This window comes from Paenibacillus turicensis, from assembly GCF_017873435.1.
Lineage (GTDB): Bacteria > Bacillota > Bacilli > Paenibacillales > Paenibacillaceae > Fontibacillus > Fontibacillus turicensis.
In genome coordinates, this window is sequence record NZ_JAGGKG010000014.1 from 1 (window position 1) to 13,850 (window position 13,850).

Genomic DNA, 13,850 nt, shown 5'->3' on the forward strand with positions numbered 1-13,850 from the left:
ACGCCGCCAGCGTTCGTCCTGAGCCAGGATCAAACTCTCCAATAAAGTTATTGAAAAGAGCGATAAGCTCATTTTGAATCTGACGAGATTAATTCATTGAAATTAATCTACTTATTTTTGAATTTCACTTTCGTGAAATTCACTCACTCGTTGTTTAGTTTTCAAAGATCAACTTTGTTGCTTTTTGTTGATTTGCTTACTTAAAAGCTTTGTTTCAGTGTTAACTGCGTTCTCAGCAGCAACTCTTATAATATATCACTTCCTGTTGAATAATGCAAGCCTTTTTTAAAAAACTTTTTTACTGAATGTAAAAGCAATGTTCAACAGTAAGCTTTATTATATACGATAATTCCACAAAAAGCAACATATTAAGAGATTATTTATTATTAGTATTATTAGTAAGTACTAACGTGTAAGGAAGCTAGCAATATTATTCAATTTTGAGTTACGATATGACTTCTTTTATATATAGCCCTTTTTGCACAACAAGATTTACAATGTTACCTCCAACTGAGACCATAGGGCGGGTTGGATGATCACGATCTGTAAATATAATCTCTCCTAGGCTATCATTACTCAAACGAACCTTCATTCCATTATGAAATTGTGTAACTTTGTCGATGAATGTCTGAACGATACTAGGATCAAGCTTACCAAATGCTTCTGACTTTATTTCCTCCAACACTAAGTACGGTGATTTAGCATCACGATATCTGCGTTGTAGTGTCATAGCATGAAAAATATCAGCTACCGCGACAATTTTAGCATAAATATGAATTTTCTCACCTGTCAATCTGAAGGGATATCCAGAACCATCTAACTTCTCATGATGCTGTAGCGCGGTTAGTCTAACTCCTTCATTAATTGCCGTTGTTTTACGTAGCTGCTGATAACCATAAGTGGTATGCATCTTCATTTCTTCAATTTCCTCAAGCTGAAGAGGACCTGGTTTGTATAAAATAGTAGGATCTACCTTTGTATTTCCGATATCATGAAGCAATCCAGCAAAAGCAACCTGCATCCAATCTTTTTGTGGCAGACCACACCACTGAGCTAAAGTGTAAGAGGTTAGTCCTGAAAGAATCGCGTTATGATATTGGTAGTCATACTCATTCATGTTTCGTGGGGTAAAGGTAAGAATATGATAATGCTTAATATGCTTGATTAAGGTTTCTAACTGATGGCGAAGCTCATATATAGGTAACTCTGCGGCAAATACAGATTGAAACGCACTTTTGGTTAAATGCAACATTCTATCATACTCCTGCTGAAACACAAGTGGAACATCCAGCGCTTCAGAACTACTTTGTACTGAACTAACTGGATTTTTACCTGACCGAATCGCAACACTATTAACTACTTCATCTTTACCATCATCAATATCAACAGCATGAATTAAAAAGGCTCTCAGTATATCCAAATCTCTTGGCAACAACACTTTACCTTTTTGAAGAAGTAATCCCCCAAGGGAAGTATGGACATGATTATATGTTTTCATTCCCGGCTTTAATTCAGCTAATGACAATGTAATCATAATGTGGCGCTCCTTCAATAAATTGAATTTTGTATACTCGATTCACTTTATATCATATTTTACAGGCTTTAAGAAGTATTCGTCACTTTAATTATTAATTTAAGAACAAATTAGCTTAACTATATTAGAAATAAACTCTAATGATTCAAAAAAAGCGACTAACTAAGAGAAAATCTCTTGTCAGTCGCTTCAATTATTAATTCATTTGTGTTCCTCATAGTAGAGGAGTAGGTTACTTAGATTACTCTATCTCGTCAGTACCCTCGTCAGAGCTTACATCGTTTACCTCTGTTGCATCGCTAGATACATTACCCTCGGTGACAACAGTGTTACCATCTGCTTCAATACTTTCGTCATCCAACTCTTCGGTTTCTTCTGTTTTGTCAGAACGGCACACCGTACCCACAGAATCATCCTCACGAATATTAATAAGCTTAACCCCTTGAGTATAACGACCCATTGTGGAGATTCCCTCCATGCTCATCCGAATCAAGGTGCCACTGCTTGTAATAATCATTAAGTCTTCATCATCTTTAACAACCTTCAGACTCACAACTGAACCATTTTTGTCCGTTACATTAATAGTTTTAATCCCTTTACCACCGCGGCTTTGAATACGATAGTCGGATACAGGCGTACGTTTACCATAACCTTTACTTGTAACGATCAAAATGTCTTGATCTGGTTGAACGATATCCATAGAAATGACTGAATCATCGCCACTCAGCGTAATCCCCTTCACTCCCGTCGCCGCTCTACCCATAGAACGCACATCACTTTCAGGGAATCGAATCGACAAGCCTTGGGAAGTACCCATAATTAATTCTTGGTTACCATCTGTCAGCTTAACATCAATTAAAATATCGTCTTCACGAAGGTTAACTGCAATTAATCCACCTTTGCGAATATTAATGTAGTCCTCGATTGGTGTTTTCTTAACAACGCCTTGACGTGTAGCAAAGAACAAATATTTATCCTCATCAAAGCGCTCAACAGGAATGACAGCATTTACCGTTTCCCCTTGCTCAATTTGAATCAAATTAATAATTGGAGTCCCTCGTGCGGTACGTCCAAGCTCAGGAATTTCATACGCTTTAAGACGGTAAGCCTTACCACGGTCAGTAAAGAACATAAGATAATGGTGAGAGTTCGTTACAAATAGATGCTCTACAAAGTCATTATCTTTGGTATCCATACCTACCACACCACGGCCACCACGTTTTTGACTGCGGTATGTCGTTACAGGCAAGCGTTTGATATATCCCGTATGGGTAATTGTGATAACAACTTCCTCTTGAGGGATTAAATCCTCATCTAAAATGCTATCTTCGCCCGCGATAATTTCTGTACGGCGATCATCTGCATAACGATCACTAATTTCTTGTAGCTCTTCACTAATAATATTCAATACAAGATGCTCATTAGCTAAAATTTCACGATACTCAGCTATTTTTTGCATCAATTCATTATATTCTGCTTCAATTTTTTCACGTTCCAAGCCGGTTAAGCGTTGTAGACGCATATCCAAAATAGCTTGTGCTTGTTCAAAAGATAAAGCAAATCGTTCAATTAAGCCATTACGAGCAATCTCTGCCGTCTGTGAGGCACGAATAAGTGCGATAACCTCATCGAGATTATCAAGTGCAATCCGTAAGCCTTCGAGAATATGAGCTCTTGCCTCTGCCTTCTTAAGATCATATTCAGTACGACGTCTAATGACTTCAATCTGGTGTTGTAAGTAATAATATAGTGCATCTCTTAGTGTTAAGATTTGCGGCTTTTTATTTACAATCGCCAGCATGTTTACACCAAACGTAGTTTGCATTGCAGTATGCTTGTACAAATTATTAAGCACAACGTTAGGATTCACGTCGCGTCGGAGTTCAATCACGATACGCATACCATTACGGTCAGATTCATCACGTAGATCCGTAATGCCCTCAATTCTTTTCTCACGTACTAGTTCAGCAATTTTCTCAACCAATCTAGCTTTATTTACTTGGTACGGAATTTCATTAACGATAATCCGTGCTTTGTTATTGTTTTCTTCAATAACGGCTCTAGCACGCATAGTTACAGAACCGCGGCCTGTTGTATATGCTTGACGAATACCTGAACGCCCAATAATAAATCCAGAGGTTGGGAAGTCAGGACCTTGAATATAATCCATCAATTCTAAGGAAGTAATGTCTGGATTTTCAATTAAAGCTTGTACCCCTCTAATCACTTCACCAAGATTGTGTGGAGGAATGTTAGTTGCCATCCCTACGGCGATACCAGAAACACCATTTACAAGCAAGTTTGGAAATCTTGAAGGTAATACCATGGGTTCTTTTTCTTCGCCATCATAGTTGGGTTCAAAGTCAACTGTTTCCTTGTTGATGTCGCGCAACATTTCCATCGCAATCTTAGAAAGTCTTGCTTCGGTATACCGCATTGCCGCTGCACCATCACCATCAATCGAACCAAAGTTACCATGACCGTCTATAAGCATATTACGCATTGAGAAATCCTGTGCCATACGAACCATCGTTTCATATACGGCGCTATCACCGTGTGGGTGATACTTACCGATAACCTCACCAACGATTCTAGCCGATTTCTTGTACGGCTTGTCTGGATACATCCCTAGCTCTGACATCGCAAACATAATGCGACGATGCACTGGCTTCATCCCGTCTCTGACATCTGGCAAAGCGCGACTAACAATAATACTCATTGCATAATCCATAAAGGATTCGCGCATTTCCTCACCAATATCTCGATCTATGATTTGCGGGTTCTTTTCTTCCGCCATGCTTCGAACCTCCTTCAAATATGTTTCATAAAAACTGACTTGAATCTATTTCACTAACTTGCATTAGTTTTTATTGAAATAACATTCATTGACTCTCATAAAAAACACACACTGAAGCTACGCAATTTATAATTGTCAGGTTATGTATGGAGAAATAAAAGATGATAATCTTTATGGTTAAGAATAAAACTCCACCTTTTATTATATTACTTTCACAAATCAAGCACAATTAAACGTAATGTGGTTACTCTTCTCCAATTAATGTAGCAAAAATGGGGATGTGTCCATTCCTATTTTGCTTTCTCCTCATACACTGCAATTATAGGCATTTGCGTTAATCACCAAAAAAGTAGGCAAATCACCATATCTTATAATTATATCATTGTTAATCTCTTCTGTCCTATGTTTTTCAAGTAGAAACTGTTCAAATTCATATTAGGAAAGGATGGAAACCTCATTGGCTATTCAAAGAATTGCGAGTAAATGGGAAAAAACAAAAGTACTGAAGCAAAATGATGACCTTGTCCCTTATATACCAGATACACGACGATATAATTTACAGCAGCTAGAGGATATGCTTCTAGAGCATAAGGTGGTATTTATCAAGCCAGATCATGGTACCTATGGGAATGGTGTGATGAGCGTTGAAGTGCACCAAGTAGAAGAAAATGATGAGCTCGCTATACAATATAAATTTAGACATGGCATACAAACTACTATTTTTCCATCTTTAGAGGAAACACATGCCGTCATTTCTGAGAAGATCGCAAACAAATTTTTTCTAATTCAAAAAGGGATTACAATGTTGACGTATGAGCGTCGTAAGTTTGATGTTCGTATTCTTGTACAAAAAAATCCCCAGAAAAACTGGGAATCTACAGGTTTTATAGGAAGAGTGGCTGCCCCGCAAAAAATAATAACAAATTATCATGGTGGTGGGACTACAAAAACGATTGAAGAACTATTAAAAGCGCATTTAACGCCTAATCAATATATAAAACTATATAAAGAATTGAAAATATTAGGTGTGGGTGTTGGGGAGCAGCTTAATCGTAAATTCCCAAGACTAAAAGAAATCGGTATCGATATTGCGATCGACGAGGATTTTCATCCATGGATTTTAGAAGTAAATACACTGCCCGCCCTTTTCCCATTTAAGCAACTAAAGGACAAAAATATTTATAAAAAGATTCGCAAATATGCTGTAGCTTATGGAAGATATAAGAGTGCTAGTAAAAGCTAAAACCTGAACCTTACTTATTCGTGAGCTGTTTAAATTTCTCCACATATTGACGTGCCAACTCAGTAATGAGATCATAACGCCCTTCTTTAGCTGGTGCAGTTAAGTTGCCACCAATTCCTACTGCAATTGCCCCGTTAGAAATCCACTGCTCCATGTTGTTCAAGTCTACACCACCAGTAGGCATAATGTTAACGTGGGGCAACGGTCCTTTCACAGCTTTAATAAAGTCAGGGCCAAATGCACTTCCAGGGAATAATTTTAATATATCTACCCCGTATTTCAAGGCTTCCTTCATCTCGTTTATGGTTAGACAACCAGGCATATAAGAGACACCATACAAATTACATATTTTTGCTGTTTCTTCATCAAACGTAGGGCTAACAACAAACTCAGCTCCAGCCAGTATCGCGATACGTGCAGTGATAGGCTCAAGTACAGTGCCAGCACCAATGACAGCAGTTTCTTTATATTTCTCTGTTAATTCTGCAATAACTTGATCCGCCTTTGGGGTTGTAAACGCAACTTCAATATTGTACAAGCCACCTTTGATACAAGCTTCTGACATTAAAATAGCTTCCTGAGCCGTATTTCCTCGGATTACCGCAACAACACCATTAGACGTAACTTTCCGCAACACATTTAACTTTTGCATTCTGAGCAGGCTCCTTTTAAAAAATATATTTAAAATATTTAATTAAAAAAGTTTAGTAAACTACTAATAACATTTATATATAAAATACTAATGTTGCCATGACAACAAGTCAATATGTTTATTAATTTATTGTAATAAACCGGTTTATGTGTTAAGTTCAAATTAATTATGTATATTTCATCTGAATCGACTTAATCAAGGAGGAAAGAAATGTGATGACAAAACAGAACAAGTTAGACGTTGTTACTTTTGGGGAGCCTCTAGTTATGTTTTATGCGAATGAAATTGGCGAACTTGATCAAATTAATTCTTTTTCTAAAGCATTAGCAGGGGCTGAAAGCAATGTAGCGATTGGCTTATCTCGGTTAAGCCATCGTACAGGATTAGTCGCTAAGCTAGGTAATGATAGCTTTGCATCATTTATTAAAGCTACGCTTCAGCATGAAGGTGTAGATATCAGTTCTATTTCGACCAGTGATGAACGACCAACAGGCATGCTAATTAAATCAAAGGTTGCCTCTGGTGACCCTAAGGTTGAATATTTCCGAAAATTCGCTGCGGCTTCTACGCTGAATTTGAGCGACTTTGATCATAGTTATTTCGAATCAGCTAGACATTTACATGCAACTAGCATCTCTGCTGCCTTATCTGACGAATGCTTTGAATTTGCAACCTTTGCGATGGAGCATATGAAGCGTCAAGGTAAAACAGTTTCCTTTGATCCCAATTTGCGTCCTGTGTTATGGAAAGATGAAAAAACGATGATTGAAGGCGTAAATAAGTTAGCGATTCTGAGTGATTGGTTTTTACCAGGGTTAGGAGAAGGTAAAAGACTTACTGGATACGATACGCCTGAAGCGATTGCAGACTTTTATTTAGAGCGAGGACCTTCGATTGTTGTCATTAAGCTTGGTCCAGAAGGTGCTTATTATAAAACAAAAGAAAGTCAAGGTATCGTTAATGGCTTTAAAGTAGAGCAGGTTATTGATACAGTAGGTGCAGGAGATGGTTTTGCAGTTGGTGTAATCAGTGGCTTGTTAGAAGGACTTACGCTTCCTGAAGCCGTAAAAAGAGGGAATGCCATTGGTGCTTTAGCCGTCATGTCGCCTGGAGATATGGATGGGTTGCCAGATCGAGCTAAACTAGAAGGATTTATGAAGATATAAGTTACGGGTCCAATATCGTATTATATAGAATAAAATAAAAAAGCCGATTAGAGCCTTACTACAAAAGTAAGAAGATCTGATCGGCCTTTAAATTTTTAAAAGTACCACACACTATACATGCGCCCCGCCCCTAAAATTGAAAGGAAATACGTCCATAATGATGTAGGCCTGTCCCCTGCTGAACAACCTCTCTTTTCCTCAAATCACGAACAGCCTCTCTAACATCATCAAAAATACTCACATCGATTCCAACCTCATTATGAGAGCCAAAAACGATAGATACTTGTTCAGAGATTGAACATATTTTTTCTAAAGAGTCTACTAGTCGCTTTGGATCCGTTGTCGGATAAAAAGCATAGATTGGTGTACCTACATATAACAAATCGCCCGTAAATAAATACTGAGTATGCTTATCGTAGATGCTAATATGTCCTGGTGAGTGACCTGGGGTATGATAAATAATTAATTCACGTTCCCCTAGCTCAATCCTGTCACCATCCTTTAAAGTATGGATATGCTCTGGATTCCCCCGATAAGGAACAAAGGTAGCGGAGTCAAACGTTTCTGGCGTAGGTTTAGTAATATCCCTGCCAATGTCTTTTCTAATTTGTGCCAACGGTAAGCCTGGCATTCCCTCCAACAGCCAATTAACCTCTGCTTCATGCACATAAATCTCATCAAATTGCCCATGGCTCCCAAAGTGATCCCAATGTACATGCGTTGTAATCACAACGATAGGCAAATCTGTTAGTTGATCTACTATTCTTTTAATATTATCGATCCCAAGTCCTGTATCAATCAAGGCAGCCTTTTTGTGTCCAATCAATAAAAACGAATGTACCTTCTCCCAGTGTCCATATTCACTAATCGCATAAGTAGAGTGATCAATTTGTTGAACTGTAAACCAATCGTCTTTTATAAATTCTAGTTGAGTCATTAGAAAGTCCCCCTATTATTTCTCAGGCAATAATTTGAAGTTTTAGCTCTCAGTTCAATTGCCAATGTCGTTTAATTTTCGATGCGTAAAACAGATTGTCCCTTTATGAGCTGAGGTGGAAAACGATACGTAATGGGTACAGATTGCCCTTGCTCAATACAAGACACGATAATTTGTGCTGCCTTCACCCCCATCTCATAAGCAGGCTGACAGACAGTAGTAATACAAGGGTTATAGATTTGGGCAAAGTCACCATGGTCGATCCCAATTACCGAAATATCTTGGGGGATACGAAGATGATGAACATTTACATATTTCAATATTTCTGCAAGCACAATATCGTTACTCGCTAATATTGCGGTAGGTGGCGTGGACAAAGAAATCAGCTGTGCGAGTGTATTCCCTAATTCCTCTTTTGCAGCATCCCGAATGTAATCTAAATGTACAGCAAGGCCTTCATTTTCCATTGCTCGTTTAAACCCACTTAATCTTTCCTTACGTGGAGTGATGCCATCCTTACCAATAGGGAGCGATAAGAAGGCTATTTTTTGGTGCCCATGCTGAACAAATTCCTGAATTGCAATTTTACAAGCCATCTCATTGTCCATAAGTAAGCTGTGCATTGCAATCCCATCCACTAACCGATCCAAAAATACAACGGGATAACCTTGTTCGATTAGCTTCGTATACATCGTAGGTGATTTACTGGTAGGAAAAATAATTAATCCATCCACTTGTCTTGCCTTTAGCATTTCAATATACTTTTGTTCCTTCTCAGGGCTTTCATCGGCATTACAAATAATAACGGCGATTCCATAGCTCTGAAGTTCATTTTCGATCGCCCGTATACAGGAAATAGACAAGGTGTAATTCAGATTAGCAACAATAATGCCGACCATATATGTTCTATTTTCCCTTAGTCCTAAGCCACGAGCTAAGCCACTTGGTTGATATTCCAATCGCTCTATGACCTCACTAATTTTCTGCTTTGTTGCTTCACTCATGTAGTGATAACGTTTGTTCAAAAACTGAGAGACGGTACTTTTAGAAACCCCTGCTTCTCTGGCAACATCTGCTATTGTTAACTTCTTCATCAAATTACTCCGATCTATCAGCAAAATATGTTATTTATTATAGACCGTCTAATGACAAAAGGCGATCTGCAAAGCCATCTTAAAAGTCATCCTATCAGCATACAATTATAAGTACAAAAGTACATATGTGAACTAAAATGAATGTATACAAACATAAATAATACAAAAAAAACATTTATAATATAGACCTAATTAGGTTATAAAGGATACAATAAAGCTACAATGTGTCTCTGGAAGTGAAATACTGATTGAACTATAAAGATGAGGGTGAGAAAAATGAATCCTATTCGACGTTATGAAAAAATCATGGAGGTCATGCTTCATCAGCGTGATGTCACTGTGGCAGAATTAAGTAAAAAGCTCCAAGTTACAGGAAAAACAATTCGAGAAGATTTGACGAAGCTTGAGGAGCAAGGCTTAATTCATCGTGTGCATGGTGGCGCGGTGTTAGCCCAAAGCAATCAACTCGGTATTTTGCCAACCCACGAATCCAAGCCAAAATTTTTAGAAGAAAAAGTAGAGATTGCCCAAATGGCATTAGCTCACATTCATCCTCATGATATTATCGCGCTTGACGGTGGAAGTACAACACTTGAGATTGCCAAGCTGCTCGATAATATTGAATTAACCGTAATCACCAATGATGTTCATATTATAAGCCAATTAGCACAAAAGGATCAAATTCGGCTCGTTGTACCAGGCGGTTCTCGTGTACGTAACATGTTAATCGGCCCTGAAGCGGTAACCTACATTCATAATCTTAATATTCAAAAGACATTTATATCTGCAACAGCAATTCACCCTGAGCATGGCCTGTCCATATACACTGGCGATCTTATTCCTTATAAACAAGCACTCATAACAACCGCTAGACAAGTATATACAGTCATTGATCATCATAAATTCGGCTCTACTGCACTACGGACGTTTGCTGCATTGGATCAAATTGATCTTATTTTAACCGATGGGGGTTTAACTGCTGAAAATGCTGAACTCTTTATAAAAACAGGAACAAAGCTAGAGATTGGCTTAAAGACGAATTTGAATTTAAAATCTTAATTTAGCCCTACCAAACTTAAATTAAAGCCTGAGCAATTAGACCTTGTTTATTTTAAATGCTATAGCATCAGGCTTTAATTTCCCCTCTTATTTTTAAATAGAGCCTCAATTCAACCTAAATCTATAACCCATTCTAAAGCTCAATCTTGTATTTCTCACCTTCATGTGTCTCAATCTTAATATGTTTATCGTTGATGATGACATTTAACTGATTTAACTGATTGTAGCTACTCCAAATGTCCTCGCTTTGACTACAATTTCGACTATCTCCAACGATCGCTGAAGCTAACCAGTGTATTCCTGGATCAAGTGTCGCTGTTAACGTAGGGATTACGGTTCTTGGATGGAGCAAATTCGTATTTGCTTGTGCATCTATCAGTTCAGTAGAGTCATATCCCAGTAAATTTAATACACCACTACTTCCTGAAGCACTTGATACTACAAGCATATGGATATCTTTCTCATGCAAATGAGATAGCATTGGCACAGCTAAACAGTGAGCGATAGCTTCTTTGCCTCCTACTATGTTTGTTGTCTCAAAGGGCTGCTCAATCGGAAAAGCATATCCTCCCTCAGCTACATCTAGACTCCGCTCATTCTCAATACGATGAATTCGAATATGACAAGGTAAACCCGCGATCACCCATGTCTGTATTTCAACATTACGCCAAGGTTGCCATTTTGAATATAAAATATTATCTTTAATCATCGATTGCTCATTTTTTCTTCGTACCCGATATAGTCGCTCACCTTGCTCAGACAAAGCTAACATCCCATCATACGCACCTTGAGCCAACCCCCATTCTCCACGTGGAACACTAAAGCCAAATGCAGTAGAATAGACAAATTTTTCGTATTTAGCTGAAGTATGTGTATGCTCATTCGTAGCGTGATGCCCACTATTAAATGCCACCACATGCCCTGTAGCTGGATCGGAACATAACACAAGGTGTGGTTGCTGCTGTACAGCATAAGGTTGTGATGGGGGTAAAGGTAACTCCTCTGCTTGCCAAAAGTGATGGGAAGCGGGCAACGCTGCAATTAAAAAAGTTTTTAATGCCCAATATGGAGAGCCAGGCGAGTTATAATTTTCCGCCATAACTAAATTCGGATAACGATACCCTACAGTCAAAATACCTTGATGATCAAAAATAGGCTGCTGGAACCACCAACGTAAATTACGCAACACAATCCCTTTTACAGCACCCCAAGGCAAAACCTCTAAAACCTCTACCTCTGCAAATGCAAGGGCACTCCAAAAAGCAGATTGTGAAAAGCGGTAACTCAAGCTACGACCATAAGGTAAAGCTTCTCCTTGTGGTGTAAACCAACAAATGAACTGCTGGGCAAACTCAGCCGCCCGCGCCTTCCATCTTCCTGCTCGCTCTGGATCCTCCTTCCCCATCAGCTTGGCATATAAGAGGGCATAATATTGGATCGCAAACGGAACATAATAATCGCTATGACCTTCGGGTCCATCACTATACCAGCCATCACCCAAATAAAAGTCGTCTAGCCGCTCCAAATTACGATGTAACTGACTTTGATCATAAGGCAACCCTCGCTTAGAAAAGCCGATGTTCACAAGCACATTAAAAAATAACCAGTTGCAGTCATAACAAGGATGTGAATTAATTTGATTAAGCCAATGATATAAATTTTGTTGTTGCTCCTGTGTTAGAGGCTCCCAGATCGCTTCAGGTATGAGCGCAAGGGCAAAACCAAACACCGCCATCTCAACCAGCCTCTGATCATAATCGCTCACTTCCCCGAAATATTCCTCATGTGTTGGATTCGTACCATTAATGATGCCTTGTAAGGTTGTTTCCCATAATGGATGATTAGTATCTGCTCCACCTGCAAGTAAAGGAACAAGTCCCCACATAACTCTAGAAAAGCCTTCAATCCCAGCTATGTTGGAGCCATAACCAACACCAGTCACACCTAACTCTAATCTTGCTTTTCCAGCAGAATAATACGGTTGCAGCGGCGTGATTAATTGCGTAATCGCTTTCATGATGTCTTGCTTGTCAACTAAAGGATTATTTTTAAGCTCAGCTAAGTAATTACTCATCTTGATCCCCCCTGACCGTTTTCTCCCAAAAGATCACTGGATAATCATGATGTAATCGATAGAGTGTCTCCACATAAAAGTAATCACCATATATTAAGGGTACATCAATATTTCGATTTTCAGGATAATGACTAGTGCCATGAAGTAGAAGGCCTTCCTCCTGAGGTAAATGCCAAGAGCCATAATGAGCATATAAGGATTCAGTAATTGCAACGCCAGATTGCCAATAACTGAAAGACTCCAACGGATTCACTAATTGACTTAGCAATATTAAGCCACTTGCCGCACAAGAAGCTGCTGACGTATCCTTGAGCCATCTCAAATCTTCAGGTACACGAAAATCAAAGCAAGGAACATAATCCTCTGGCAATTGGGACAAAAAGTAATGTGCAGCTTGCTTTGCTTTATCTAAATAAATTTGCTTACCTGTATGCTGAAAGGCTAACGCCAAGCCATAAATTGCCCATGCACTACCTCTAGACCAAGCAGACTCAGGGCCATAACCTTGCCCCCCTAACACCTCTAACTTCTCGCCAGTTTCAGGATCAAACACGACAACATGGTTGACGGAGCCATCGGGACGGATGAAATGCTCTACAACCGTATTCATATGAGCCTCAGCAATATGGCGATATCTTGGATCATTTGTAGCTTCACTTGCCCAAAATAAGAGTGGGACATTCATACAGCAATCAATAATCGCCCAACCTGCATTTTCATTTCCTTCATACCAAGGATTCCATGCGCGAATATAATTGCCTTTTATATTAAAACGTGCTGCCAAATAGTTTGCCGCCTTTAATGCTCTACGTTTGGATTGTAAATCCCCTGTACGCTTAAACGAGGCAACACTTGTTAAAATCCACATAAACCCGAGATCATGATCAAGCTTATCGTAACCATCTAACACTTTATCGAGTTCCTTTTCACATTGCTTTGCAATCTCTTGTAATTGATCTCCATCACCATCTTGATGATCGGATAACAGCCACAACATCCCAGGCCAAAACCCTGCCGTCCACCATGAAGGAGCCTCTAAAGTATACATACCCTCTTGACTTGCATGTGGAAATCTAGCACCGATACGCTTGGCATTTTGGATCGTTTTTTGAAAGGCAAGCTCCCACGCTTTAGGAACCCAATCTAATCTGAGGTCAGTCAATATGATCCCTACCTTTACAAATCATTTAGTAAACGTTTACATTACAATTTTACTCTCTTTGTATAGCTAGTAGCAACGATTAAAATTTATAGATTCTAAATTAGCATATGTATAAAAAGCATATGTACAAAA

General features: G+C 38.8%; 10 protein-coding genes. 3 read left to right on the forward strand and 7 right to left on the reverse strand.

Features of this window, described 5'->3' with window-relative positions; all coding sequences use genetic code 11:
• Positions 1-445: 445 nt before the first annotated feature.
• Positions 446-1,534, reverse strand: a complete 1,089-nt coding sequence (locus tag J2Z32_RS14195) for an HD-GYP domain-containing protein (protein ID WP_210089844.1) — start codon at positions 1,532-1,534, stop codon at positions 446-448.
• Positions 1,535-1,775: 241 nt separating this feature from the next.
• Positions 1,776-4,331, reverse strand: a complete 2,556-nt coding sequence (gene gyrA, locus J2Z32_RS14200; RefSeq protein WP_210089845.1) for a DNA gyrase subunit A — start codon at positions 4,329-4,331, stop codon at positions 1,776-1,778.
• A gap of 457 nt (positions 4,332-4,788) precedes the next feature.
• Here gyrA and J2Z32_RS14205 point away from each other — a divergent pair, with 457 nt between their 5' ends.
• Complete coding sequence (locus J2Z32_RS14205) at positions 4,789-5,574, forward strand: YheC/YheD family protein (RefSeq protein ID WP_210089846.1); 786 nt, start codon at positions 4,789-4,791, stop codon at positions 5,572-5,574.
• Positions 5,575-5,584: 10 nt separating this feature from the next.
• Here J2Z32_RS14205 and J2Z32_RS14210 read toward each other — a convergent pair whose 3' ends face one another.
• The gene (locus J2Z32_RS14210) at positions 5,585-6,226 is read right to left on the reverse strand and encodes a bifunctional 4-hydroxy-2-oxoglutarate aldolase/2-dehydro-3-deoxy-phosphogluconate aldolase (RefSeq protein WP_210089847.1); all 642 of its coding nucleotides are present in this window, start codon (positions 6,224-6,226) and stop codon (positions 5,585-5,587) included.
• Between the two features lie 215 nt (positions 6,227-6,441).
• On the opposite strand from J2Z32_RS14210, the gene J2Z32_RS14215 reads away from it, so the two are divergent.
• Positions 6,442-7,392 (forward strand): sugar kinase, encoded by a 951-nt coding sequence (locus tag J2Z32_RS14215; protein WP_210089848.1) that lies wholly within the window; start codon positions 6,442-6,444, stop codon positions 7,390-7,392.
• A 130-nt stretch (positions 7,393-7,522) separates the two neighbouring features.
• On the opposite strand, the gene J2Z32_RS14220 is transcribed toward J2Z32_RS14215, so the two are convergent.
• Complete coding sequence (locus J2Z32_RS14220; protein ID WP_210089849.1) at positions 7,523-8,329, reverse strand: MBL fold metallo-hydrolase; 807 nt, start codon at positions 8,327-8,329, stop codon at positions 7,523-7,525.
• Positions 8,330-8,400: 71 nt separating this feature from the next.
• Positions 8,401-9,423, reverse strand: coding sequence for a LacI family DNA-binding transcriptional regulator (locus J2Z32_RS14225; RefSeq protein ID WP_210089850.1), 1,023 nt, complete (start codon positions 9,421-9,423; stop codon positions 8,401-8,403).
• Between the two features lie 276 nt (positions 9,424-9,699).
• On the opposite strand from J2Z32_RS14225, the gene J2Z32_RS14230 reads away from it, so the two are divergent.
• Positions 9,700-10,482: a DeoR/GlpR family DNA-binding transcription regulator gene (locus tag J2Z32_RS14230; protein WP_210089851.1), complete on the forward strand. Its 783-nt coding sequence runs from the start codon at positions 9,700-9,702 to the stop codon at positions 10,480-10,482.
• A 133-nt stretch (positions 10,483-10,615) separates the two neighbouring features.
• On the opposite strand, the gene J2Z32_RS14235 is transcribed toward J2Z32_RS14230, so the two are convergent.
• Both J2Z32_RS14235 and J2Z32_RS14240 read right to left on the reverse strand, forming a co-directional pair.
• Positions 10,616-12,556 (reverse strand): DUF2264 domain-containing protein, encoded by a 1,941-nt coding sequence (locus tag J2Z32_RS14235; RefSeq protein ID WP_210089852.1) that lies wholly within the window; start codon positions 12,554-12,556, stop codon positions 10,616-10,618.
• Positions 12,549-13,721, reverse strand: coding sequence for a glycoside hydrolase family 88 protein (locus J2Z32_RS14240; RefSeq protein ID WP_210089956.1), 1,173 nt, complete (start codon positions 13,719-13,721; stop codon positions 12,549-12,551). The genes J2Z32_RS14235 and J2Z32_RS14240 overlap by 8 nt, the downstream gene beginning before the upstream one ends.
• Positions 13,722-13,850: the final 129 nt, after the last annotated feature.